At 62.0% G+C, this 24,307-nt stretch carries 21 protein-coding genes and 1 riboswitch; of the genes, 15 read left to right on the forward strand and 6 right to left on the reverse strand.

Features of this window, described 5'->3' with window-relative positions:
• The first annotated feature begins 155 nt into the window (after positions 1–155).
• Positions 156–251, forward strand: a riboswitch (SAM riboswitch).
• 4 nt (positions 252–255) lie between these two features.
• From ACFQ6H_RS23895 to ACFQ6H_RS23915, 5 genes are all read left to right on the forward strand, one after another.
• Positions 256–1,335 carry an LLM class flavin-dependent oxidoreductase gene (locus ACFQ6H_RS23895; protein ID WP_378648998.1) on the forward strand — a complete coding sequence of 360 codons (1,080 nt, stop codon included), beginning with the start codon at positions 256–258 and terminating at the stop codon, positions 1,333–1,335.
• A gap of 29 nt (positions 1,336–1,364) precedes the next feature.
• Positions 1,365–2,759, forward strand: a complete 1,395-nt coding sequence (locus ACFQ6H_RS23900) for an NtaA/DmoA family FMN-dependent monooxygenase (RefSeq protein ID WP_378649000.1) — start codon at positions 1,365–1,367, stop codon at positions 2,757–2,759.
• Positions 2,760–2,816: 57 nt separating this feature from the next.
• Positions 2,817–4,190, forward strand: a complete 1,374-nt coding sequence (locus ACFQ6H_RS23905; protein ID WP_378649002.1) for an MFS transporter — start codon at positions 2,817–2,819, stop codon at positions 4,188–4,190.
• Positions 4,191–4,414: 224 nt separating this feature from the next.
• The gene (gene ftsW, locus ACFQ6H_RS23910) at positions 4,415–5,791 is read left to right on the forward strand and encodes a putative lipid II flippase FtsW (protein ID WP_378532757.1); all 1,377 of its coding nucleotides are present in this window, start codon (positions 4,415–4,417) and stop codon (positions 5,789–5,791) included.
• A gap of 114 nt (positions 5,792–5,905) precedes the next feature.
• Positions 5,906–6,538: a TetR family transcriptional regulator gene (locus ACFQ6H_RS23915; RefSeq protein ID WP_019745059.1), complete on the forward strand. Its 633-nt coding sequence runs from the start codon at positions 5,906–5,908 to the stop codon at positions 6,536–6,538.
• 3 nt (positions 6,539–6,541) lie between these two features.
• Here the strand turns inward: ACFQ6H_RS23915 and ACFQ6H_RS23920 are convergent, their stop codons facing one another.
• Entirely contained in the window at positions 6,542–7,300 is a 759-nt protein-coding gene (locus tag ACFQ6H_RS23920) for an SDR family NAD(P)-dependent oxidoreductase (RefSeq protein ID WP_378532046.1), read from the reverse strand.
• Positions 7,301–7,431: 131 nt separating this feature from the next.
• On the opposite strand from ACFQ6H_RS23920, the gene ACFQ6H_RS23925 reads away from it, so the two are divergent.
• Positions 7,432–8,187 (forward strand): VIT family protein, encoded by a 756-nt coding sequence (locus tag ACFQ6H_RS23925; RefSeq protein WP_378532048.1) that lies wholly within the window; start codon positions 7,432–7,434, stop codon positions 8,185–8,187.
• 54 nt (positions 8,188–8,241) lie between these two features.
• Here ACFQ6H_RS23925 and ACFQ6H_RS23930 read toward each other — a convergent pair whose 3' ends face one another.
• The 3 genes from ACFQ6H_RS23930 to ACFQ6H_RS23940 form a co-directional block, all read right to left on the reverse strand.
• Entirely contained in the window at positions 8,242–9,132 is an 891-nt protein-coding gene (locus ACFQ6H_RS23930; protein WP_378631425.1) for a universal stress protein, read from the reverse strand.
• A 49-nt stretch (positions 9,133–9,181) separates the two neighbouring features.
• On the reverse strand, positions 9,182–10,717 hold the full coding sequence (locus tag ACFQ6H_RS23935; protein ID WP_378649004.1) for a CYTH and CHAD domain-containing protein: 1,536 nt from the start codon (positions 10,715–10,717) through the stop codon (positions 9,182–9,184).
• 75 nt (positions 10,718–10,792) lie between these two features.
• Entirely contained in the window at positions 10,793–11,716 is a 924-nt protein-coding gene (locus tag ACFQ6H_RS23940) for a pseudouridine synthase (protein WP_378649006.1), read from the reverse strand.
• Positions 11,717–11,856: 140 nt separating this feature from the next.
• Between ACFQ6H_RS23940 and ACFQ6H_RS23945 the strand changes: the two genes are divergently transcribed.
• The 8 genes from ACFQ6H_RS23945 (at position 11,857) to ACFQ6H_RS23980 (ending at position 21,459) form a co-directional block, all read left to right on the forward strand.
• On the forward strand, positions 11,857–13,884 hold the full coding sequence (locus tag ACFQ6H_RS23945; RefSeq protein ID WP_378649008.1) for a CocE/NonD family hydrolase: 2,028 nt from the start codon (positions 11,857–11,859) through the stop codon (positions 13,882–13,884).
• A gap of 62 nt (positions 13,885–13,946) precedes the next feature.
• Positions 13,947–15,191: a DUF6986 family protein gene (locus ACFQ6H_RS23950; RefSeq protein WP_378649010.1), complete on the forward strand. Its 1,245-nt coding sequence runs from the start codon at positions 13,947–13,949 to the stop codon at positions 15,189–15,191.
• A gap of 3 nt (positions 15,192–15,194) precedes the next feature.
• Positions 15,195–16,181, forward strand: coding sequence for an allantoicase (gene alc / locus ACFQ6H_RS23955; protein ID WP_378649012.1), 987 nt, complete (start codon positions 15,195–15,197; stop codon positions 16,179–16,181).
• Between the two features lie 16 nt (positions 16,182–16,197).
• The gene (puuE, locus tag ACFQ6H_RS23960; protein ID WP_378649014.1) at positions 16,198–17,142 is read left to right on the forward strand and encodes an allantoinase PuuE; all 945 of its coding nucleotides are present in this window, start codon (positions 16,198–16,200) and stop codon (positions 17,140–17,142) included.
• Positions 17,143–17,313: 171 nt separating this feature from the next.
• Positions 17,314–18,225, forward strand: coding sequence for an SDR family NAD(P)-dependent oxidoreductase (locus tag ACFQ6H_RS23965; protein WP_378649016.1), 912 nt, complete (start codon positions 17,314–17,316; stop codon positions 18,223–18,225).
• Position 18,226: 1 nt separating this feature from the next.
• Positions 18,227–19,147, forward strand: a complete 921-nt coding sequence (locus ACFQ6H_RS23970; protein WP_378649018.1) for a ferritin-like domain-containing protein — start codon at positions 18,227–18,229, stop codon at positions 19,145–19,147.
• Positions 19,144–20,631: a flavin-containing monooxygenase gene (locus ACFQ6H_RS23975; RefSeq protein ID WP_378649019.1), complete on the forward strand. Its 1,488-nt coding sequence runs from the start codon at positions 19,144–19,146 to the stop codon at positions 20,629–20,631. The genes ACFQ6H_RS23970 and ACFQ6H_RS23975 overlap by 4 nt, the downstream gene beginning before the upstream one ends.
• Positions 20,632–20,706: 75 nt before the next feature.
• A complete protein-coding gene (locus tag ACFQ6H_RS23980; RefSeq protein ID WP_378649021.1) occupies positions 20,707–21,459 on the forward strand; it encodes a MerR family transcriptional regulator in 753 nt (250 codons plus the stop codon).
• Positions 21,460–21,503: 44 nt separating this feature from the next.
• On the opposite strand, the gene ACFQ6H_RS23985 is transcribed toward ACFQ6H_RS23980, so the two are convergent.
• Complete coding sequence (locus ACFQ6H_RS23985; protein WP_378649023.1) at positions 21,504–22,259, reverse strand: methyltransferase domain-containing protein; 756 nt, start codon at positions 22,257–22,259, stop codon at positions 21,504–21,506.
• Between the two features lie 82 nt (positions 22,260–22,341).
• A complete protein-coding gene (locus ACFQ6H_RS23990) occupies positions 22,342–23,592 on the reverse strand; it encodes an MCE family protein (RefSeq protein WP_378649025.1) in 1,251 nt (416 codons plus the stop codon).
• A 338-nt stretch (positions 23,593–23,930) separates the two neighbouring features.
• Between ACFQ6H_RS23990 and ACFQ6H_RS23995 the strand changes: the two genes are divergently transcribed.
• Positions 23,931–24,242, forward strand: coding sequence for an ArsR/SmtB family transcription factor (locus ACFQ6H_RS23995; RefSeq protein WP_378532074.1), 312 nt, complete (start codon positions 23,931–23,933; stop codon positions 24,240–24,242).
• Positions 24,243–24,307 lie beyond the last annotated feature (65 nt).

Raw genomic sequence — 24,307 nt, forward strand, 5'->3', positions numbered from 1 at the left:
TCCGACGTGAGTCGGGCGGGGTTTTGTCGTGCCCAGCTCGATAGCGTGAACACGCAACCCTTTCGATCATCGTGATTATTTTGAAATATGTTGCTAGTCAAGGTAATTCGAATGATCGAATTTGACTTGCCTGTCGTGGTCGACATAGATTGCATCCACCATCCAGAGTGGCTGAGAGACCTGGCTCGATGATGCCGCAGCAACCCGCTACCTAACCGCAGTGTGGGTGCTACCGCCAGGACCGATGGAGGACACATGACTGTATTTGCCGTGGGTATCGAACTGGACGGCGAGGGTACGCACCCCGCTGCCTGGCGCCGAAGCTCGCACCGCCCGGACCAGCTGCTCACGGGTAAGACCGTGCGCGATCGCGTCTCGGCTGCCGAGAATGCGGGCTTCACGTTCGCGACGTTCGACGATTCCATCCTTCCTCCGAGCGGTGACGTAGTCGGTCGTATCGACGCTGTCTCGAGGGCGGCGTACGTGGCGGCGACGACCAGCACGATCGGGCTGGTCCCCGTCGTCGGGACCACGTACGCCGAACCATTCCATACCTCTTCGCAATTGGCGACGCTCGACTACTCCTCCCGCGGGCGCGGCGGCTGGCTTGCCGTTCCGGTCGAGGACGACGCTGCGGCGAGGGCGTGGGGGAGAGCTCCGGTGGTAACGGAGTCGGCGCGTCGGCAGGAGCAGCGGGATTCGGTTACCGTCGTGACTGATCTCTGGGACTCGTGGGAGGACGACGCCGTCGTCCGTGACTATCTCAGTGGACGGTTCCTCGAGCGTGATCGTTTGCATTACGTCAATTTCGAGGGCGACTCGTTCTCGGTGAAGGGGCCGGCCATCGTTCCGCGGCCGCCGCAAGGCCAGTTGGTGGTCTTCGGCCGCTACGGCGCCATCGAACCACACCAGGCGGATGTTGTTCTCGTGTCAGGTGATTCGGTGGAGGCCATCGCACAGTCGGCTGCCAAGGCGCGCGATGAGGGCGCGTCATTGGTGGTCGCCGAGGTCGATGTGGCTTTCGATACGCCGAATCTGTCTGCGGCGCAGCGACTGACCGAGCTGAACTCGCACGGGAAAGCCGTCGATAGTGGTCGACTGCTCCTGGCTGCAGATCCGGGGGAGGCGGCCGCAGTTCTGAAAGAGTTGGCCGGGCACCTCGACGGTGTTCATTTCCACGCTCTCGTGATCGACGAGGACCTCCCTGTGCTGGCCAAGTTCGTGCTTCCGGGGTTGTCCAAGGCCGGGTTGACGCGGCGCCCCGTTCCGGGCTCGACGCTGAGGGGCAACCTCGGGCTGCAGCGGCCCGCAAATCGATTCGCCCACTCTTCCTGACTTGACTTCGTGCTAAGGATATTTCGGCTATGACTGCATCACGCTCCGCCGTGCCTCGACCCGACGCTCACGTTCACTTCGGCGTCTTCTTCCAAGGGGTCAACCACACCACCATCTGGTCCGATTCCGCCAGTGGATCCCAGATCGACTTCGAGACTTTTCGGCGATTGGTACTCACCGCCGAGCGAGGTCTGTTCGACGCATTCTTCCTCGGTGAGGGCCTGCGGCTTCGTGAACAGAACGGCAAGATTCTCGATCTGGATATCGCCGGCCGCCCGGATGCAATAGCGCAGTTGGCCGCACTCGCCGGTATCACCGACAAGATCGGGTTGGTCGCGACGCAGAACACCACGTACAACGAACCTGCTGACCTTGCTCGTCGACTCTCCGGCCTCGATCTACTTTCCGACGGACGGGCCGGCTGGAATGCGGTGACCACCGACAACGCGTGGACGGGAGAAAACTTCCGTCGCGGTGGTTTCCTCGACCACGCCCTACGCTACGAGCGTGCCGGGCAGTTCATCGAAACTGCGCGGGCACTGTGGGATTCGTGGGCCGACGACGCGATCTCGGTCTCTCGGACGTCCGAGAACTGGTCGAATCCGGGAGCCGTCGGCGAGGTGCACAGGCAGACTTCGCAGTTCGACATCTCCGTGACGCCGACGCTTCCCCGAAGCCGCCAGGGGCATCCGGTCATCTTCCAAGCGGGTGATTCGCCGAGTGGACGCGATTTCGCGGCGACGCATGCCGATGTCATCTTCTCGCGACACGGGACACATTTCGACGGCGCTCTCGACTTCGCCGAGGACATTCGGGCTCGGTTGAGTAAAGCCGGGCGACCCGAAGACGACGTCAAGATCTTGCCGAGCACGCAGATCGTGTTGGCGGAGAACGAGTCCGAGGTGGAGGAGAAGGCTCGGTGGGTCCTCGAAGGTCAGTTCACCGGCCAAACCGCACTCTCTCTCGTCGGTCTGGTGTGGGGTAAGGATCTTTCCGATCGAGACCCGGACGGTCCACTCCCCGAAGAAGATCCGGTTGCTCGCCCGGTCTCGGAGACGCGCGGTTCAGCGCGGGACGGTAGCGACCCCATTGCAATTGCGCGTGAATGGCGCGCTCTCGCGGAGGCAAAGAATCTGTCCCTGCGTCAGGTCGCCATCGAAACTTCGCAGCGTTCGGGTTTTGCGGGCACTCCCGGGCAGGTCGCCGACCAGTTGGTGCATTGGGTGCGCAACGGGGCCTCGGACGGCTTCAACATCTCGCCGTACCTGGTGCCGACCGGACTCGACGAGATCGTCGACTGGTTGATCCCGGAACTGCAGGAGCGTGGGGCGTACCGCACCGAGTACTCCACGTCGACGCTGCGAGAGCACCTGGGGTTGCGACCGCCACTCACGCGTCGGGCTCCCCACGAAGCTGCGGGGTAACGGGTCCTGTCCCACACAGTCACAGCGGCGGCCGAATCCACCAAGCTCGATTCGGCCGTGCGCTGGGAGATCGTCGTCTGCGTAGCGGCGGGTTTCACCACCCTTCTCGATTCGGCGGTGCTCGGAATCGGGGTCCCGTCCATCCGGGCGTCGCTGGGCGCGTCGACCTCCGAGGTGCAGTGGATCCTCGCGAGCTATTCGCTGACTTTCGGCTTGGCCCTGGTGCCGGCGGGCCGACTCGGTGACGTCGTCGGGCGTCGACGCTTGTTCTTGGTCGGGCTCAGCATTTTCGCGGTGATGGGAATCCTCGGAGCGTGTGCGTCGGACCCGTCGATGATCGTTTTGGCTCGGCTGGGACAGGGGATCGGTGCAGGCACCATCAGTTCGCAAGTGCTTGGCATCATCACTGACCGGGTGTCCGGAAAGGCGCGGGCGAAGGCGTTGGGCGCGTACAGCACCGCGGGTGGTCTGGCCGGCGTTTCCGGACCGATCCTCGGTGGTGTTCTGCTGAAGTATTCCGATCCTGACTTCGGGTGGCGGCTGCTCCTGATCCTCAACGTGCCGTTTGCCGTGGTCACACTGCTTCTGGCGTTTCGCTTTCTGCGCCGTGATCGAACCACCCGATCCGGCGCGTCGATAGATCCGGTGGGGTTGTGCCTGCTGGCGGCTACGACCGGGCTCCTGTTGTGGCCCATCGTGACCCGAACGAGTGTCACGGTGGCCGCGGCTTTCCTGATCGGTGCTTTCGGCGCTGCTGTCGCCTTCTGGTTCTGGGAACGTCGGTATGCCGTCCGCGGAGGTACGCCCGTGCTACTTCCGTCGTTGATCGCCTCGCGGGGATTTCGACTCGGTACGACGGTTGCGCTTTTCTGGTTCGGATCCATCCTCGCCGTCAACGCGGTACTCAGCCTCTATCTGATCGAAGGGTTGGGCTTTGCCCCGCTGAGTGCGGCGTTGATCATGACCGGTAGCTCACTCGCGATGGCATTGACGTCGGCCTTCGGGTGGCGGCTGGTTGCCAGGTTCGGCCGAGGTGCGGTCGTTGTTGCGATAGTCGGGGAGATCCTTGTCATCCTCGGGTACATCGCAGCGGTCAATCTGATTCCGCGGGAACATCTGATCCCGGTGCTGGTGGTCCTGGCGGTGTTGTCGGGAGTTGCCAGCGGTTTGGTCGACGCGCCCAATCGGGTGCTGACTCTCGAATATGCACCGCCGGGCGCGAACGGTGTTGCGGCGGGTTTCCTTCAACTGTCTCAGCGCCTGTCAGCGACCATCTCGCTGGCCGCGGTATCGGGGTTGTATCTCGGTGTACTCGGATCGTCGCCCGACGGATACGGACGTGCGTTCGGGATCGCGCTTGCCGTCTGCGTGGTCATGTTGACGCTCTCGTTGGCGGGAGCGGTGGCAGACCGACGCCGGCGAAGGACGTGACCTGGTATTTCGTGGGTCTACATGGACCTCGGGAGGCCGAGCCCGTGTGACTCATGGGACTTGTGTTACCCATGGGTTAGGAGTCGTGGGACGATACTTGTGTGGTGACCGGTCGCAGTGAAGACAAGCCCAACGGTCGCGGGAGTGGAGAGCCAGTTAACTCACCCCGCGGATCGTCGGACAAACGTGACCGCACATCGACGCCCTTTCGCGCTCGAACGGCGATGTGGACGAATCGGCCACTGTTCGATTTCCACATGATCGTCGGTCTGGTCGTGCTGATCGTCGCATTCGGACTACTGATGGTGCTCTCGTCTTCGGGCGTCGAGTCCTACGTTCTGTCCGGGACGTCGTACGCCAGATTCTGGCCGCAGTGCATGTTCGCAGCGATCGGTCTCGTGATGTTCGTGGCGGTCGTGCGCTTACCGACCGAAACGATGCGCAGAGCTTCGCCGTGGCTGCTGATCCTGTGTCTTGTTCTGCTTGTCCTGGTGCTGATTCCAGGTATCGGTTCCGAACAGATGGGTGCTCGCAGCTGGTTCGTGATCGCGGGCATTTCATTCCAGCCTTCGGAGCTGGCCAAACTTGCTCTGGCGATCTGGTCGGCTGCGACAGTTGCGTCGTTCATGAACGCACGGATGGATGTCAACCGCGCATTGCCGGTGATCGGCGGTACGACGCTGCTCGTTCTGGTCCTGGTGGTGTTGGAGAAGGACCTCGGAACCACCATCACGATCGGCATCATCTTCATGTCGGTGCTGTGGTTCGGACTGTTCCGGATGAAGACGTTCATCAGCCTCACACTCGGTTCTGCCGTCGCGTTTCTCGTGCTCGGGCTTACTGCTGGTTACCGATCGGATCGCATCAAGGCATTCCTGAATCCCGACCTCGACCCGCAGGGGTTGAACTTCCAGAGCACTCAGGCCAAGTACGCATTGGCCAACGGCGGCATTTTCGGTCGCGGTCTAGGACAGTCCGACGCCAAATGGAGTTACCTGCCGCAGGCACACAACGACTTCATTTTTGCCGTGATCGGTGAAGAGTTGGGTTTGGTCGGCGCCCTGATTGTCGTAGCTCTCTTTGCGGCGGTACTGATCGTCGGATTGCGGATCGCCAAGCGGTCCACCGATCCGTTCCTCAAAGTCATGACGGCTACGGCAACGACGTTGATCGTCGTCCAGGCGTTCATCAACATTGCTTACGTGGTGGGCCTGATTCCGGTGACCGGTCTGCAATTGCCGCTCATCTCGGCGGGCGGAACGTCGATGATCACCACCCTGCTGATGTTCGGGCTGATCGCTCATGCAGCCTTCCGTGAACCGGAGGCGGTCGCCTCGTCCGAGAGCAGCGGTCGCGGCTGGATCCCGCTGGTCTTCGGCAAGCCTCGGTTCGGCATTGCCAAGAAACCACAGCCTGATCGACGTAGGCCGCCCGCTCGCCGCGCCCAACCTGCTCCAACTGGGCAACGCAGACCGGAACGACGCGCGCCGCAACCCGACAGGCGCCGGGCTCCAGCTCCGGGCCGACGCGCACCGTCGCGTGACTGGTCGGAAGATCCACGCAGACGCGGCCGCTCCGATCGACCCCGGCGCGCTTCCTGATCTGGGCCAGTTCCACTGGCGGGCAATTCGGAAGCGGGCAGTCATCCACCCGACAATTGCGGTGGGCGACTACATTGGGAGTCGGCAAAACGACGTCTAATAAGGGTTGTGGACATGGCAGGTGGCGACAAGGCAGACCAGTCGGTGGTCGAACGTAGCTCGGTGACCGGACGTCGTACGACGCCGTCGCAGCGAGCACGTTTTCGCCGGATTGTCGACGCCGCAATGGAATCCGCCTCCGAAGGCGGCTACGACGCGGTGCAGATGCGATCGGTCGCCGATCGCGCCGGCGTCGCGATCGGCACTGTTTACCGGTATTTCCCGTCCAAGAACCACATGCTCGTTGTCGCATTGTTGTGGATGTTCGAGGGTTTGCGTGACAGATTCCAGGACTTTGTAATCCCGGGTGAGACTCCGTCGGACCGGATTCTGTTTGTGCTGCGCAAGAATACGGAGGTCCTCGAGACCGATCACCTCCGTTACGAAGCGTTGGTTCGGGCGTACATGTTCGCGGACGCGTCGGCGACTCCGGAACTCAATGCGCTCGGTGGGGTCGTGACCGAGATGTTCGCGAAGGCGATCGGCGTCGAGGAAGTCTCGCAACAGCAGATGGACGCGGTGAAGGTCATCGACGACGTCTGGATGTCGAGTCTCGTCTCGTGGGTTGCCGGCCGGATGACGACGGACGAAGTGATGGCGCATCTCGAACTTGCAGTGCGCCTGGTCTTTCGCAAGTTGGGCGGATAGTCCTCACACGGTGTAGCCGCCGTCGACGTTGAGCTTCTGGCCGCTGATGAATCCGGCGGCATCGCTTGCGAGAAAACATACGGCTTCAGCGATGTCGGTTGCCGATCCGAAGCGCTTCAACGGGATTCGGCTCATGGTCACGTCGAGTGCGCTCTGATCGAGTTCGGCCGAGTTGATCAGCCGCTCGGCCATTCCGTCGGTCAACATGCCGGGGCCCACGGAGTTGAACCGGACGCCGTAGCGCCCTTCTTCTGCGGCGAATCCGCGAACAAGTTGTTCGACAGCCCCTTTGGTACCTGCGGAGAGCCCGTCGCGCACGGGAAAACGATCCGTTGCCGCGGTCGTCACTGCTACCACCGAACCTGAAGATGCACGCAGCGAAGGCAGAGCGGTGTGAACGAGGGTGAAGAACGCTGCGGCTTCCTGGTTCAGTTGTTCGGTGAAGAACGCCGGCGTCACGCGTGAGAGGTGCGTCATCGGGACGTGCGGTCCGGCAGCGTGGACCAGCGTCGTCAATCCGCCCAGATCACTGACCGCGTCGCTCACGGCGGCGCTGATCGACAACTCGTCGGTGAGGTCGAGAGGGTACGAGTGGGCGCGCACTCCATGGGTTCGAATCTGCGCGCTCAGTTTCTCGGCGGCGTCCTTGTTGTTTCGGTAGGTGAAGGCGACGTCGTGTCCGCGTTCGGCGAGGGCCAAGGCGATCGCCGACCCGATTCCGCCGGTTCCGCCGCTGACAAAAGCGGTGCGTGCTGCGCTCACAGTGCCTCCAGTGGTATGCCGATACGTAACCTAGCAAATGCTTGGTTGGGATTGCGTTCGGAATATATCACTGCGCGAAGGACAGGCTCAGATTGCTATCGCAACCGGACTGATCGCCCTAATCTGATGCCATGTCCGGAGACAGTGTGCAGTTGACCGATGGGGCGCCGGAAGGGGAACCAGAACCCCATGCCTCGGAACCTCACGCACCGAGTTTGAACAATCGCCTGAACTGGCTGCGTGCCGGTGTTCTGGGTGCAAACGACGGAATCGTCTCGACCGCAGGCCTCGTGGTCGGTGTTGCGGCAGCGACAACCGAGCGTTCCGCGATCTTCACGGCTGGTTTTGCAGGTCTGGTCGCCGGCGCTGTATCGATGGCGTTGGGCGAGTACGTCTCGGTCAGCGCCCAGCGGGATACCGAACGCGCGCTCCTGCAGAAGGAGAAGAAGGAACTCCTCGAGACCCCGGAGGCTGAACTCCAGGAACTGACCGAGATCTACGAGAACAAGGGATTGAGTCCGGAGACGGCTCGACGCGTCGCCGAAGAATTGACCGAGCACGACGCGTTCGCGGCACACGTAGAAGTCGAATTGGGTATCGATCCAGAAGATCTCACCAATCCGTGGCATGCGGCGATTTCGTCGGCAATCTCGTTCACGATCGGCGCGGCGATCCCGCTGGTCGCAATTCTGGTGCCGCCGACGGGTATCCGTGTCCCTATCGCATTTTTCGCGGTGCTGATCGCACTTGCGCTTACCGGAACGATCAGCGCGACGCTCGGCGGAGCCCGCAAGACCAGAGCGGTGCTGCGCGTGGTGATCGGCGGCGCGCTCGCGATGGCAGTGACGTACGGGGTAGGTCAGTTGGTAGGCACGGGCCTCGCCTGACCCCTGCTGTGCGCCTTTGTTAACCCCCCGCGGTTAATAAAGGCGCACAGCAATTCAGGCACGACAGATCATGACCGGCCCTGGCGCATGGTGCAGCAGATTCTGGCTGGTCGATCCCATTACGGCGCCGGCCATCGCACTGCGGCCGTGACTTCCGACAACTATCAACTGCGCGTCGTCGGCGTATTTGAGCATGACCGGGGCAGCGGCACCGGGTTCACTGATGCGGGTGACCGGCACGTCGGGGTACTGGTCGGCCATGCCCGCGAGATTCTCGGCCAGCAGTGCCGATTCCTCCTGTTCGACGGCCTCCCAGTCGATCAGAATTCCCGCTCCGCCTTCGCGGAAGGTGGACGAACCCTGCCAGGTGTGAACTGCGATGAGCGGTGCGTCGAACTGATCGGCATAACGAAACGCGTACTCGACGGCCTTCTTGCTCAACGCGCTTCCGTCGACTCCGACGATGACGGGACGCTGATCCGGACCGGGATTCTGTGCCGAACCGCGCCACACGGTGACCGGACAGGTTGCATGATTGGCCACCTTCAGAGCCGTCGACCCGAGCAGCCGTGAGCGCAGTGCGCCCGATCCGGTCGACCCCATCACGATCAGGCGTGCGGTACCCGAGGATTCGAGGATGTGCGTCGACGCCGGCCCTGGCGCGATCTCGGATTCGATGGTCAGTTCCGGGAATTCGGCCGAAATCACTGTGGCGGCGGCTTCGACGATCGCTTCGCCGTCTTCGCGGATCTGGCTGAGGAACTGCGACTGCAACATCACTGCAGCGGGACTGTAGATCGGACCCTCTTGCGGCAGGGCGTGCGCCAGAATCAGTCGTGAATTCACCGCGTTGGCGATCGAGGCGGCCCACCGGGCCGCGGCCGTGGAGGCCTCGGATCCGTCGATGCCGGCGACGACATCCTGGTGTCCTGCAAGTGTGTTCATGTCTACTCCCTCTGAAATGATCGAGATCGGTCGACTGGTTACAGCGAAGTCACCAGAGTGACGACGCCGACTTCACGGCTTCCTTCCACGTCTTGCGCAGCAGGGTTGATTGCCCGTCGGCGATTTCCAATTCCCGCCGATAGGCCATGCCCAATCCAAAGCTGGTCAATGAAGTGTGTTCCTGCTCTGCGGCAATTTCGAGCAGATGATGTTGGGCTACAACGGAATCCTGATGCTCACCGAGAACGTCCTGGAAGTGGCTGAAATGCTTCAAGGCGCGCTTGGCTCGACTCTTCGACACGGGTTCCATGACCTCGATCGCGTACTTCATCCGCTTGGCTCCCTTGCGGGCGCAGTGCATGCGCTCGTCACGATCGGTGCGGGTATCGGAGTCGAAGACGTGATCGACTCGCTTACCCACCTTGTGTGCCAGGTGGCGCAGGGTATGAGCCAATTCTCGTGCCGACGCCTTCTTTCCCACGCGGTGCGCGACTGTGTCGAACTCGAGGTCGCCGACGTACTCGTCGAGACGATCGAGCAGCGTGGTGTATCGCTCGGAATCGAGCGCTTCGAGGGCAGTTTCCTGTGCGGTTTCACCGCGTGCCGAGAAGAACTCGTCGATTCGAGCTCGCACAGCTTCTCGTTCGGGCATCTCGTCGATTTCGCCGAGGCGTTCCACAAGACGCTCCCACTGGACCTCGACGTCGCGGGCGTCGCCGAACTTTCCACCGATCCATCGCAGATCCGTGATGAGATCGTCGGTCTTGGGGGAGTGGCCGGCGTACGACTGGAGAGCGCTTCGGATGCGACGTGCTGCGACCCGGAAATCGTGAACGGCTTCGTCGTCGGCCCGGCGCGTCCCCAGATCCGCCGCGACCAGTGCGCGCTGTTGTTCGATGAGATAATTGCGCAACAGAATCCGCGGGTTCGACGCTTTGCCCGTGGTGACCTCGTGGCCGACGTACGGCGTGACCGAAGTACCCAGTGCTCGTTTGAGTTTGGACGGACTCGCAGAACGCTCGAGTCCGGCGTCCAGTAGAACCGACTCGATGGCGTCGGCGAGGTCTTGTCCGCCTGCACCTTGTTCGACCTCGACTTCTTGCCACGTCGACTCTCCGGAACCGTCTGCCTTGCAAGCGATGACGGTGTCGGAGACGACTTCGGCAAGCAGCACACCGTTTTCGCCGTTGAGCCTGGTGCGCTCCCGATCGGTGATGATCAGGGCGACCGGCACCAGATCGTGACCGCGGATGATCGCGCGGATCAGACTCGACAGCGGCGAGGGCACATCGGTGCTCTCGTCCGGTGGAAGCTGAATTTCGGTTCGAGTGTCCTGGCCTGCGGGAAGTTTCATGTGCCATCCCGCGTCATCGCCGCCTTCACGCTTGCGCAGCGTGATCTTCTCGGCGAGCAACCGGTAGTCGGCGGTGTCGAAGTAGGTGGCAGAGAGCTGTATCGAGTCGTGGACCGGTTCGCCGACAACACCGGGAAGCCCGCCCAGTGCGGGAACTTCCTGCTCGGCCGGCGCCTCGTACTTACGCTCGATCTCCCGTACGGCTTCGGGTACGTCAGCGGTCTTGCTCATCTGGTCTCCTCTTGCGGTGCGGTCTGCGCTTCCATCCTCCCGGTATCGGACGCACAGTGGAAGGGTCCGGGGTTCCTACGGCGAGTCGCCATGGGCTGATTCGTCCGGCCAGGACAGGGTCCGCCTACTTTCGAACCGTTGCAGGCGGCCGGTAGTCGGATCCTCGAACTCGAGAACCTTCGACAACAGGCGCAGCGGATTCGAATAATCCTCTGCGGCAACGTCGTAGAAGTCGGGATAGAAGTTGTCGCCGTGGATCGGTAGCCCGAGCGAGGTCATGTGCAGGCGAAGTTGATGAGTCTTGCCGGTATGGGGGAGCAATCGGTACCGCGCGAAGCCGTCCCGCGTCTCGATCAGTTCGATTCGCGACTCGCTGTTGGGCTCCCCCTCGATCTCCTCGGCCTTGAGTACCCCGCGTTCTTTCACGATGCGACTGCGCACGACTACGGGGGTGTTCACCTGAGCGTCGTAACGCGCGATGGCCTCGTACTCCTTGGCGACGCGGCGCTCGGCGAACATGGTCTGGTAGTCGCGCCGGGCCGCCTGATGCACGGTGAACAGCAGCAGTCCCGCCGTAACGCGGTCGAGGCGATGAGCTGGACTCAGCTCCGGTAGATCGAGGTCCCGACGCAAGCGGACCAACGCCGATTCGGCGATGTATCGGCCGCGCGGGGTGCTCGCGAGAAAGTGCGGCTTGTCCACGACAAGGATGTTCTCGTCCCGATAGAGGATGTCGATCTCGAACGGCACCCGCGTTTCGACGGGAGGGTCGCGGTACAGGTAGACGAATCGCCGGGGAGCGTAAGCGCTCGTCTCGGTGATTCCGACGCCCTTCTCGTCGACGACCTCCCCGGCTGCGACTTTCTCCCGCAGGCGGACGGCATCCTGGGGAAACCGTTCGAGCAGGTAGTCGAGCGTCGTCGCCCACATGCCGTCGTCGGGCTGACGGATGCGACTGGGGTTCAGGCCGTCGCGGACGGGAAGGGGTGATCGTGACACATCTTCAAAGCTAGCCGTCCGGTCGGCATTCAGACCTATTGACGACATATGGGACGGAAGTTACTATCCGGTAAGTTCGTGACACCGGTCACTGTCGTGGGGGCAGGGCTGGGTCATCACAACAGAAAATTGGGGTTTTCGTGAGGACACGACTTCTACGTCGAAGGTCGACAACGATTGCGGTGGGGCTGTGCGTCGTGGGATTGACGGTGCCGAGCGCCGTCGCTTCTGCGGATCCGACGGGAGGGTCGGACGGGCAGGCCTGGCTCGCGGCAACGGAGGCGACTCCGCAGTATCCGGGGGTCTCCATCGAGTGGGACGTGCCCATCACGATGAGTGACGGCACAGTTCTGCAAGCGAATGTGTACCGACCGGCGGATGCATCCGGGCGGGCCGTGGAATCGAGGACGCCTTCGGTCCTCAACATCACGCCGTACACGAAACTGCTGGACACGCTGGTGGATTCAGCTCTCTCGATCCCGCAGGTCGGAGAGACGTTGATGGACGTGGCGAACTCGCTCGACCTTGCGGCGCCGTTCGACGGAGTGTCGGAGTTGACGGGCGTCATCGCCGGCGGAGGTGCCAGGGTGCTCGGCGTCAACCGTGATCTGGTCCAGAACGGATATACACAGGTTGTGGTCGACGCACGTGGAACCGGCTTCTCCCAAGGTAATTGGGACGTGCTCGGCAAGCGTGAGCAACAGGATTCGGTCGAGGTCATCGACTGGATGAGCAAGCAGGGGTGGTCCGACGGGAAAGTGGGGATGGCGGGCATCTCCTACTCCGCGATCAACTCGGTGCAGGCGGCGAGCAACAATCCACCCGCACTGAAGGCGATCTTCCCGGTCGAACCGGGCAACGATCTGCTGCGTGACATCGTCGGAACCGGTGGCGGCCTCGGCGTCGGGTTCATGCCGTTGTGGTTGGCCGCGGTCAACGGGCTCAAACTTGTCCCGAATGTTCAGGACATCCTGCAAGGAAACTTCGATCCCCTGTGGTTGGCGAGCCGCCTCGAGGATCCGGGAACGCTGATTCCCGAACTGGTGCAAGCGATGACGGCTCAGAGAATCGAGGACGTGTCACCGTCGACTCTGCAAGTCGCGCAAGACGGTCAGTTCTATCAGGACCGATCCGCTGACGTCGGAAACATCACTGTTCCGACGATGGTCTACGGCGGGTGGCACGACATCTTCGCCAACAGTGAGCCGCGGATCTACAACGGAATAGATCTGCCGCCCGGACAGAAGCAGTTGATCATGGGGAACGGCTATCACGTCACTCCCGGCGGTGGGTTCGGCAAGGACGGTGCGCCGCCGCGCCTCGACGTGCTCGAACGTGCGTGGTTCGACAAGTGGCTCAAGGGCATCGACAACGGAATCGATCGATACGGTCCGGTGACAATGTTCCAGCAAGGTGGCGGATGGATCACGGACGATCAGTTCCCGCGCGCAGGTGCGAGCTACGAACGTATGTATCTGAACTCCGCGCCCAGCGGTACTGCCGCTCACGCGGCGTACGACGGTTCCCTGACCGATGACCCGCCCAGTGCCGCAGCGCGATTGACAGTCGCACCCGGACTGCGAGGCTTCTGCTCCGGTGACGGAACCCAAGGCACTGCCGGTATTTCCGTGGTGCTCGGTGCGTCGTGTTCCAAGGATTCCCGATTCCAGGAAGCGGAGGGTCTCACGTTCACCGGCGAGGCAGTGACCGAGCCGACCACTCTCTCGGGCCCGATCAACGTCCATCTCGAGACGGTCCTGGACGCGACGGACGGATTCTGGGGAGCGACGGTCAACGACGTAGCGCCGGACGGAACCTCGACGCCGATCACGAACGGCGCACTGACCGCGTCGCTCCGGGCGGTCGACGATTCCAAGAGCACCCGCTCGGCCAACGGTGACTACAGTGAACCGCACCACTTTCTGACGATCGACACGCGTCAGCCGGTTGTTCCCGGTGAGGTCACCACCGTCGACATAAACATGCTCCCGACGGACGCAGTGCTGCAACCGGGGCACCGACTTCGCGTCGACGTCTACGCTGCCAGCGTGCCGCGTTACCTGGCCCTCGGGCCGATGCTCGCCGACAGTCAACTCAAGCCGCAGCACATCGAGTTGGCTGCGGACCGGCCGAGCTTCGTCAACGTCCCCTTCGTCGGGGGTCGCTGACCCGGACTGCGACGGCGGCGTGAGAACCTGCGGGTTCGCGGAGGTTCTGAGAAGATCGTCCGATGACAGAATCCCGACTCTCCGCCGCCGTCCATGATCGTCTGGACGAACTTCTGGACCCGGTGGACGAGCGGCTCGCGGCGCAGTACCCGGGAAACCGTGACGAGATCCAGCCAGTGCACACGATTTACGTCAGTGCCGCTGATGCAACCGTCGACACTCCTCGTCTCTGGGGTGAGCAGGCGATTGCGCTTCTCGATTCTCACGCGCATGTGTTCGCCGATCTCGACACCGAGTATGCACTCGCCGATGTGCGAGTTCAACTCGGCCGCAAGCCGGTCCAAGACTTTCGAATAGATTTCGAGGACGGATACGGACGCCGCAGCGACGAGGAAGAAGACGCTGCAGCGACGTCGGCCGGGCGGACACTTGCAGCGCTCAGCGCTGATCCTGCCGGGCCGAACTGGGGCGGCATCAGGTTCAAGGGGCTGCCGGCCAGTGAGCGTCGGCGCTCGATCAGGACGCTCGAGTTGGTGCTCGACGCGGCCGGCGGAGTGCCGGACGGATTTGTCTTCACCGTCCCCAAACTGCGCGCGGTGGAGCAGGTCACGGCGACGGTGATGCTCTGTGAAGAACTGGAGAAGGCTCACGGACTCGAGCCGGGTTCGCTTCGGTTCGAGTTGCAGATCGAGAGCCCGCAGGCAGTCATCGCTGCCGACGGAACGGTGGCTGTTGCTCCGGCTATCCACCGCGGTGCCGGTCGTCTGACCGGTTTGCATTACGGCACTTACGATTACAGTGCGGCGTGCGGAATTGCATCGCGTCATCAGTCGCTCGAACATCCGGTGGCAGATCACGCAAAGGCTGTCATGTTGGCTGCTGCCGCGCAGACCGGCGTGTGGGTGTGCGACGGGTCCACTCAGGTCGCGCCAGTCGGGAGTGCCACGGCAATCCGCGACGCGATCACTCGGCACCATGGGCTCGTCACACGATCCCTGGAACGCGGTTACTACCAGGGCTGGGACATGCACCCCGGGCACCTGGTCACCCGCTGGCTCGCCACCTTCGGTTTCTACCGCAACGCGCTCGGTGCCGCCGCTCCGCGCATCGAGTCGTACCTGGGGCGCCAAGGTGGCGATGTGATGGACGAACCCGCAACGGCACAGGCTCTGGCGGCGGTGGTTCTGCGCGGGCTCGACGCGGGGGCCTACCCCGAATCAGAGGTTCTCCGGCTCGCGCCGAGCGCCGACACCGACGCACTCCGCCATCTCGTAGGACGCACCACACCGATCACAGGAGAACACTGACCGATGAGCACCACCGAATTCACCTTGCTGCCCGACCTGGCACTGCGCACCCTCGGCGGAGCCGTCATCTGGGCCAACGACGAGGCATTCGCCGAGCGTGAGGCCCTGATCCGGCCAGGCAAGGCCGGCTACCAGCCCGCGACGTTCGGGCACAAGGGGCAGGTGTACGACGGTTGGGAGACGCGTCGTCGCCGCGCGGCAGGTCATGACGAGGCTATCGTGCGCCTCGGTGTTCCCGGAGTGGTGCGCGGCGTCGTCGTCGACACCGCTTGGTTCAAGGGCAATTACCCTCCCGAGATCTCGGTGGAGGCAATCTCCGTCGACGGGTATCCGGATCCCCTCGACCTCGCCGGCTCCGGCGAGTGGACAACCATCGTCGAGCGCTCGACCGTGCAGGGAGACTCGGAGAATCCGTTCTCGGTGGCGTCGGCGGAGCGGTGGACACACGTCAAGCTGACCATCTACCCGGACGGCGGCGTGGCGAGATTCCGTGTTCACGGTGAAGCGCGGCCGGACCCACGCTTCCTCGACGCCGGTCCGTTGGACCTCGCAGCACTCGAAAACGGTGGCCGCGTGACCGATTGCTCCAACATGTTCTACAGCTCACCGCAGAACATCCTGTTTCCCGGACGCGCTGCTTCGATGGGTGACGGGTGGGAGACCGCCAGACGCCGCGATGACGGAAATGACTGGGTACAAGTACAACTCGCGGGTGAAGGAGTGCTGAGCTTCCTCGAGATCGACACCTCGTATTTCCTCGGAAACAGTCCGGGTGAGGGCGCTTTGGCCGGCCGAACGACGGAAGGGGAGTGGATCGAACTGTTGCCGCGCACGACGCTGCGTCCGGATACGCGTCATCGCTTTCCGATCGAATCCGAAGTCCCGGTCACCGATGTCCGTCTGGACATCTTCCCGGATGGTGGCCTCGCGCGACTGAGAGTCTTCGGCGTATTGACCGACGCTGCTCGAGCTGTGATTTCCGGGCGCTGACGGTAAAGTTGTTGGCATGAGCGACTATCCGCGTGAGAACTATCCCCGGGACGCGTATCCCCGGGACATGGTGGGATACGGGCCTCATCCGCCGCACCCGCACTGGCCCGGCGACGCGCGGATAGCTGTTCAGTTCGTCCTCAATTACGAAGAGGGAGCTGAGAACAACGTCCTGGACGGGGACGCGGCTTCGGAGACATTTCTGTCGGAAATGACTCCGGCAGAAGCATTTCCGAATCGCCACATGAGTATGGAATCGCTGTACGAGTACGGCTCCCGGGCCGGGTTGTGGCGTGTACTGCGAACCTTCGAGCGACGGAACCTGCCTCTCACAGTTTTTGCGGTGGCGCGCGCGATGCAGCGTAATCCGGAAGCTGTCAGTGCTTTTCAGGAATTGGGTCACGAGATCGCGTGCCACGGGTTGCGGTGGAAGTCTTACCAATCCGTGGGCATCGAACGCGAACGCGCAGACATGGCCGAGGCAGTCCAGATCCTGCGAGATCTGACGGGTTCGACGCCCCTCGGTTGGTACACCGGACGCGATTCACCGAACACTCGCGAACTGGTGGTCGAGCACGGCGGCTTCGTCTACGACTCCGATTCTTACGCAGATGATCTGCCGTACTGGGTCGACGTGCCGCGTGGCGCAGATTCGGTGAAGCACCTGGTCGTTCCGTACACGCTCGATACCAATGACATGCGTTTCGCCTCTCCAGCAGGATTTCCCAGCGGCGATCAGTTCTTTGCGCACCTTCGTGACGCCTTCGACGTGCTGTATGCGGAGGGGACGGCCGGATCGCCGAAGATGCTCTCGGTGGGGTTGCACTGCCGCATAGTCGGCCGCCCCGCCCGTGCTGCCGCTCTCGAACGATTCCTGGACCACGTGCAGTCGCACGAAAAGGTCTGGGTCGCGCGGCGCATCGACATCGCCGAGCACTGGAAGTCCGCGCACCCCGCTTAGGGGTCACGGCCGGTCGACAAAAGACTTCATTCGAGCAGTTCGGGTACTTATTAGACCGGCGCGCATTCCGCCATCGAATTCTAGGCCATTGACAACTGGCACGGTTGTGGATGACTCTTTGTAGATGGAGAAACACACAGCAGTCGAAGCGACTTCGCGGTGAGCCGACCAGTGTCAACCAAGAAGCCGACCAAGAACCGCGGATCGACGTTGTCCCACAATGCCCGCGCAGTGGTGACCGGCGCCGGCAGCGGAATCGGCCGGGCCTTTTCGTTGGAGTTGGCGCGCCGAGGCGGTGAGGTGATCTGCGCGGATATCTCGCTGGAGCGAGCCAAGGAAACTGTGGCACTCATCGACGAGATCGGTGGTACCGCACACGCCGTCCAATGCGATGTGTCGATTCGTGAGCAGGTTCAGGACCTGGCGTTGTTCGCGGAACTCGAACTTGCGGGACCGCTTTCGCTGGTGATCAACAATGCCGGGGTCGGTATCGGTGGGAAACCGGTGGGTGAGATCGGTTTCGAGGATTGGGAGTGGGCACTCGGGATCAATCTGTGGGGTGTCGTGCACGGCTGTGAGATATTCGCTCCACAACTGCGTGCGAGCGGCGCCGGGGGATTCATCAACGTGGCCTCGGCCGCTGGGTTTGCGGCTGCGCCGCTGATGGCGCCCTACAACGTCGGCAAAGCGGCCGTGATGTCGCTCTCGGAGACCTTGTCTGCTGAACTTGCCGGTACGGGAGTGCGGGTGACGGTGCTGTGTCCGACCTTCGTCAAGACAAATGTTGCTCGCGACGGTCGAATCACCGCGGAAGCAACACAATTGGCGCAGACGTTGATGCGGCGAACCGGCTTTTCGCCGGAGCGCATCGCCGTCACCACTCTCGACGCCTACGACAAGGGGCGACTCTACGTGGTGCCGCAGTTCGATGCGAAGGTGATCTGGCGACTCAAGCGGTATCTACCCGTTGCATACACGTGGGGCTGTGGAGTTCTCAATCGCTTTGCGCCGAAACAGAAGTCGGGATCATCTGGAGCCTCGGCGGTGCCGGATACGAACTCGCTGAGCACGAAAGGAGCGTGACATGTCCTTCGATTTCGACGGAATGCTGCAGAAGATCAAGGACCGCCAATGGGCTCTGGTGGAGATCGACTGGGATGCTCCCGGTGCCGAGACGATCAGTCCAGAGCTTCACGCGAAGCTGAAACCGTTCATGTCGGACCTGATGTGGATCGAGAACGTCGGTGCCCGTGGCTTCGCTGCGATGGCTCTCAAGGCGCCGACTGAAACTCTCCGAGACATCTATCGGCATTTTCACGCCGAGGAACAGAAGCACGCCAACGCCGAACTCGCGCTGATGCGTAGGTGGGGAATGCTCGACGGCGACGAGATGCCCGAGCCCAACATCAACGTCAAGCTCGTCATCGACTGGCTGGACAAGTATTCCGACGGTTTGTCGCTCTCGATTCTCGGGACCGTCATACCGATGCTCGAGGTGGCGCTCGACGGAGCCCTGGTCAAGTTCATCATGGACGAGATCGAGGATCCGGTCTGTCAGGCCGTGTTCAAGAAGATCAACGCAGACGAGTCCAGGCATCTGGCGGTGGATTTTGCGGTCATCGAGATGCTCGGGCACTCGACGACGCGCAAGCTCGTTGTCGAAACCGTCGGCGCCTGGATGAATCCGGCGTTGATCATCGGGACACTTCGTTACATCCCGTTGCTGAACAAGATGCGCGACAACATCGTTGACATGGGAGTGAACGAGGAACGGCTCTACACCGCGATGAAGCGGTTCAGGAACGTAGGCGAACGGAGTCCGGCCGCGCTCCGCGTCCCGATGTATCGGGTGGTGAAGTGGCACGGCAACATGGTCATCAATCGCAACCATCCCTATCATCTGCTTGCCGATCGGATGGTCAAGGTCACTGGCCGACTTTCCGGCAGCAGGCTCAATTCCGAGCCGACCTGGGCCAAGGAACTTACGTACGAGCCACTCGCATGAGTACTGCCGAGCCACTGTCAGTGGCGATCATCGGTGGAGGTTTCGCAGGAATCGGAGCGGCGATTCGGTTGAAGCAGAACGGTATCGAGGACTTCGTCATTCTCGAACGGGGTATGGAAGTCGGCGGGACGTGGCGCGACAACACGTATCCGGGCGCTGCGTGCGACATTCCGTCCCGTCTGTACTCGTACAGTTTCGCCCCGAACCCGGACTGGTCACACACCTACTCAGCGAGCGTGGAGATCCTCGGCTACATCCGAACGATGGTGAAAGAGTTCGGCCTCGATTCGAAGATTCGGTTTCGGTGCAACGTCACGGGCATCGAGTGGGACGAGCAGACCGGTGTCTGGACGATCGCGCTCGAGGGCCGTGAAGCGGTCGTTGCCAGGACAGTCGTCATGGCGTCCGGTCCGCTCGCGAACGTCAGCTTTCCTGCTGTTCCGGGTTTGGAGAGCTACGAAGGGCACAAGATTCACAGTGCTCGCTGGGACCATGACTACGACTTCACCGACAAGCGGGTCGCAGTGATCGGAACCGGGGCCAGTGGAGTCCAGATCGTCCCGGAACTCGTGAAAACTGCACGATCAGTGAAGGTTTTCCAACGAACCCCCGGATGGGCATTGCCGCGAGCAAATCTACGCACACGACCTCGCACGAAGGAGCTGTACCGTCGTCATCCGGTCGTCCAGACTCTGGCGCGTCGGGCTTGGTACTGGGGACACGAATCGGTAGCGCTCGGGGTGGTCTGGGAATCCCCGTTGACGAGGGTGGTGGAAACAGTCGGGCGTCTTCATCTGCGCATGCAGGTGAAGGACCCGTGGTTGCGGCGACAACTCACTCCCGATTTTCGGGCAGGGTGCAAGCGGTTGCTGATGACCAGCGAGTATTACCCGGCTCTCCAGCAGGACAATTGCACACTCGTGACCTGGCCGATCGCGAGATTGGCCCCACATGGCATTCGCACGGTCGAAGGGATCGAGCATCAATTCGACTGCATTGTGTTCGCCACCGGCTTCGACGTTTGCAAGACCGGAACACCGGTCCCGATCATCGGACGGGACGGACGTGTGCTCGCACAGGAGTGGAAATCCGGGGCGCGCGCGTACAAGAGCATTGCGGTATCCGGTTACCCCAACCTGTATTTCACCTTCGGACCCAACTCTGGTCCGGGGCACAGCTCCGCCCTCGTGTACATGGAAGCGCAACTCGACTATCTCGCCCAAGCGATCAAGATCGTCCTCGAGCGCGACCTCAAGGCGCTCGACGTTCGTCAAGATGTCGAAGATGCGTACAACGTCGAGTTGCAGCGTCGGCTGTCGAAGACCACGTGGAACTCGGGATGTTCGAGTTGGTATCTCACCGACGAAGGTTTCAACGCCACGATGTTTCCCGGCTTCGCGACCCAGTACGTGAACCAATTGAAATCGGTGGATCTTCGGGACTACACGAGCACGGTACGCGAGAAAGACACTGCGCAGACCTGATCCCGGGTTCTGATCGGCCTGGTGTTGCCACTAAGTTGGAATCGTGACGACCGACGCGGCAGAGGAGACGAGGCGGTGACCGAGTACCGCATCGACGATCTAGCGCGCGCTGCGGGCACTACCTCGCGGAACGTACGGGCATATCAGGAACGCGGATTGCTTCCTCCACCGGAGAAGCGGGGGCGGGTAGGCATCTACGGCGACGCGCACCTCGAACGCCTCAAACTGATCGACACACTTCTTCAACGAGGTTTCACCACTGCGCATATCGACGACTTCATCACCGGGTGGGAAACCGGGAAAGACCTGACAGAGGTGCTGGGTCTGCAGCACGCGGTCACCGAACCATGGTCCCGCAGTGACACCGTGAGTATCGAGATGGCCGTCGTACGCGAATTTCTCGGGGGCGATGCGGATGGTCAACTGGATCGTCTCGTAGATCTCGGACTGGTACAGATAGAAGGAGAGAACTGCGTTTTCACCGATCCTGCTTTGCTCAGCGGGTTTTCGAGTCTCCTCGAATACGGTTTTACTCTCGATCAACTTGTCGATGTGCATGAAAAGCTCCACAACGCCGTGGACGGGATCGCCAAAGACCTGATTCAGGCGGCGAAGGATCGCATCGTCGATCAGCACGGGGTCGGTTGGCTCCCGGAGGGCGACGAGGTTGCCGGAACAGCCGAGATGCTCCAGACGATGCGTGAACTCGGTGTGGCGTCGGTACATTCGGCACTGGCCCGGGCGCTCGACGCGAACCTTCAGCGTGAACTCGGCGACTACCTCGCCGCTGTGATCGGCTCGCGGAGCGACGTCGACGAGTCGACTTAGCAGCTTCGATCACGTTCGGGATGCGCTGCCCCGTCGCGGTGCGCTCAGCTCTTGCGTGCCTCGATCAGGAATCGACTCGAGTACGCGACAAACGATCCGTCGCGACGGATCTGCGCGTCGAGTTCGCGGAGTCGGTCTCGGTACTGCGCCACGGTGAATCCCGGAACCATCCAGATCACCTTGCGTAAGAAGTAGACAACGGCGCCGATGTCGAAGAATTCCATGCGCAGACGCTCGAAACGAAGGTCGACGATGGTGAGCCCGGCCGCAATCGCGTCGGCAGTTTCATCCTCGTAGTGCCGTCCGCGACGAGCCTGCGGCTGAGGACCGAGAAAGTACTCGACCAGTTCGAACACGCTGGCGTGACCCACATGTTGAGCGAAGTAGGTTCCCCCTGGTTCGAGCACGCGCGCGATCTCGGACCACCACACTGTCGCGGGGTGCCGGCTGGTCACCAGATCGAATGCCGAATAGGCAAACGGTAGCGGCGGCTCGTCTGCGTCCGCGACGACCACCACACCTCGGGGACGCAGAAGGGCGGTGGCCTTGGCGATGTTCGGTGGCCAGGATTCGGTTGCTGCCATCACCCGCGGGAGTGACGGTGCAGCGGCAAGGACTTCGCCGCCGCCGGTCTGGATGTCCAATGCGGCGCCGGCGCGGCCGAGGCGCTCACCCATCAGCCTCTGGTATCCCCATGAGGGACGCTGCTCCGTGGCGCGTCCGTCGAGCCACGAGAAGTCCCACCCGTCGACGGAGGCGGATTCGGCTTCGGCGACGAGTTCGTCGAAACCTCGTGACATCCTCTGTGACTCGCCTTCAGGCGTTCCTACCGACATCACATCATCATCGTCGCGGAGAGTCGAAGGTGCCACTTGTTTACCGCTACTTCGGGGTGGCGCCGAGCATCGGTGCGAGTTGAGTGGCAATCGGGTTCAGGTTGAGCCTGTCCGGGTCCACCTTGGGCTTGCTGTCCCACGGTTGCGAGGTGTTCGGGTCGGCGAAGGCGATGCGGTTGGCGCTACGAACTCCCGTTTCGCTGCCCTGAGGCGCCTGGCAGTTGGCGGCAGTGTTCAACGGGAAGTTCTGCGTGGTGTCGTCGAAGTTCGGGTCTTTGCGCTTCATCTCGTCGAGAATCGCCATGGTTCCTTCGTAGCCGACAGTGCACGAGAGTGGGTTGTTGGTCTCGAGTACCAAGCCCAGATGAACAGTCCCGTCTCCCGGCGCAACGGTGGGCGCCGCCCCGGCGAGCGCAGGGAGAAAGAGTAGGAATGGCTGCAGGGAAGGCAATGTCGGTGCAGCCGCAGCTGCAACGGCGGCGAGGTTGGAGAGGTTGGTGGTGAGTGCGGGGCCGGCTTCGGTGACGAGTGCGCCGACTTGGTCGCTGGCCGGTATGCCGTTGTCGATCACGCGTCGGATGTCGGGGTCGCTGGTGCGCAACTGCGCGGTCAGTGCGTCGAGGTCGGTGCTGAACTGCTTGATCGCCGACGATTGATCGGACTGGGTCGTGAGCACCGTCTGGCTGTCGCGGATCAGTCCGAGGGTCTGGGGAAGGGTATCGAGGCCCGACTGGGAAATCCCCGACAGCGAGTCGGCAAGTACCTGCAGATCTTCGCCTTTGCCGTTGAATGCCGCGCCGAGTTCCTTCGCGACCGTATGCAGTGCGTCGACGGGAACGGACCGCACCAAACCGTCGGCGCTGGTCAAGACGTTCTCGATCGGGATCGGCGTGGTGGTGTCGCCCACGGCGATCACCGAGCCGTCGTCGAGGAACGGACCCTGGTCGGTATCGGGCTGCAGGTCGACGTACTGCTCGCCGATGGCAGAGCGATTGGCCACGACGGCTCGCGCTGATGCGGGGATCGGGGGAGCACTGCTGTCGATCAACAGGTCGACTTCGATTCCCTCGGACGTGAGGGACATGTCGCCGACGCGTCCGACGGGTACACCGCGGTAGGTCACTTCGGCATTGGTGAAGATGCCGCCGGACGTCGCCAGTTCGGTCTTGACCGTGTACTGGCCGAATCCCAGAAGATTGTCCAGCCGTACATATTTCGCACCGACGTAGATCAACCCGAGTAGCGCGACGGCGACGAGAGCGATCAGCTGCCATTTGGCGAGCCTCGACATCACCATCGGAGATCGAGCCCGAACTGATGTGGTGTGCTCATGGTTCGACTCCCGAATGACAAGCCGGGTACGGCTGATGTTGAGCGAATTGTGTTCACCCACGGACGTTCTGAGGTGAACCGGAAAGTTCCGACAATTCGTTGTTGGCGATAACTATAAACAAGTCGTCACAGATAGAAAGTCGGGGTGTATGTTTCCGCAGGTCGCTGAAAACCAAGTGGCACAGCTCACTTCACGCGTAGAAGTGTGATGCACAACCTTTCCCGTGCCGTGCAGGCTTGACTTAGCCGGTCGTATCTATAAAAGTAGATGCGTTCCGGTCGGCGAAGGGTGAGGTGTGATCGATGGACGCTTTGGCGATCTTCAAGTCCCTGTCGAACCAGACTCGCCTGCAGATCATGGAGTGGCTTGCGCATCCGGCGAAGTACTTCGACGAAGACTCGTACACGCAACAGGATCTCGGTTTTCACATCGGAGTCTGTGTCGGTGACATTGCGTCGCGATCGGGGCTCGCACAGTCGGTGATCTCGGGGTATCTGCAGGGCATGAAGGATGTGGGCCTGCTCGAGTCCGAACGTATCGGGAAGTGGACGTACTACCGGCGGAATGAAGCCGTGATCGCCGAGTTCAGGGAATTCGTTCGCGAAGAACTGTGACAGTCGGTTTTTTCGCGACGATGTGCGTCATCATATCTACATATCTAGATATATATCTGTTTCGC

This window comes from Rhodococcus sp. NPDC056506 (genome assembly GCF_042794945.1).
GTDB lineage: Bacteria > Actinomycetota > Actinomycetes > Mycobacteriales > Mycobacteriaceae > Rhodococcus_F.

What these genes read in the sequence shown, in the direction of transcription:
- ACFQ6H_RS23895 (WP_378648998.1), top strand. Translation starts at nt 256, where the DNA reads ATGACTGTATTTGCCGTGGGTATCGAACTGGACGGCGAGGGTACGCAC.
- ACFQ6H_RS23900 (WP_378649000.1), top strand. Translation starts at nt 1,365, where the DNA reads ATGACTGCATCACGCTCCGCCGTGCCTCGACCCGACGCTCACGTTCAC.
- ftsW (WP_378532757.1), top strand. Translation starts at nt 4,415, where the DNA reads ATGTGGACGAATCGGCCACTGTTCGATTTCCACATGATCGTCGGTCTG.
- ACFQ6H_RS23915 (WP_019745059.1), top strand. Translation starts at nt 5,906, where the DNA reads ATGGCAGGTGGCGACAAGGCAGACCAGTCGGTGGTCGAACGTAGCTCG.
- ACFQ6H_RS23925 (WP_378532048.1), top strand. Translation starts at nt 7,432, where the DNA reads ATGTCCGGAGACAGTGTGCAGTTGACCGATGGGGCGCCGGAAGGGGAA.
- ACFQ6H_RS23930 (WP_378631425.1), bottom strand. Translation starts at nt 9,132, where the DNA reads ATGAACACACTTGCAGGACACCAGGATGTCGTCGCCGGCATCGACGGA.
- ACFQ6H_RS23935 (WP_378649004.1), bottom strand. Translation starts at nt 10,717, where the DNA reads ATGAGCAAGACCGCTGACGTACCCGAAGCCGTACGGGAGATCGAGCGT.
- ACFQ6H_RS23950 (WP_378649010.1), top strand. Translation starts at nt 13,947, where the DNA reads ATGACAGAATCCCGACTCTCCGCCGCCGTCCATGATCGTCTGGACGAA.
- alc (WP_378649012.1), top strand. Translation starts at nt 15,195, where the DNA reads ATGAGCACCACCGAATTCACCTTGCTGCCCGACCTGGCACTGCGCACC.
- puuE (WP_378649014.1), top strand. Translation starts at nt 16,198, where the DNA reads ATGAGCGACTATCCGCGTGAGAACTATCCCCGGGACGCGTATCCCCGG.
- ACFQ6H_RS23970 (WP_378649018.1), top strand. Translation starts at nt 18,227, where the DNA reads ATGTCCTTCGATTTCGACGGAATGCTGCAGAAGATCAAGGACCGCCAA.
- ACFQ6H_RS23975 (WP_378649019.1), top strand. Translation starts at nt 19,144, where the DNA reads ATGAGTACTGCCGAGCCACTGTCAGTGGCGATCATCGGTGGAGGTTTC.
- ACFQ6H_RS23985 (WP_378649023.1), bottom strand. Translation starts at nt 22,259, where the DNA reads ATGTCACGAGGTTTCGACGAACTCGTCGCCGAAGCCGAATCCGCCTCC.
- ACFQ6H_RS23990 (WP_378649025.1), bottom strand. Translation starts at nt 23,592, where the DNA reads ATGGTGATGTCGAGGCTCGCCAAATGGCAGCTGATCGCTCTCGTCGCC.
- ACFQ6H_RS23995 (WP_378532074.1), top strand. Translation starts at nt 23,931, where the DNA reads ATGGACGCTTTGGCGATCTTCAAGTCCCTGTCGAACCAGACTCGCCTG.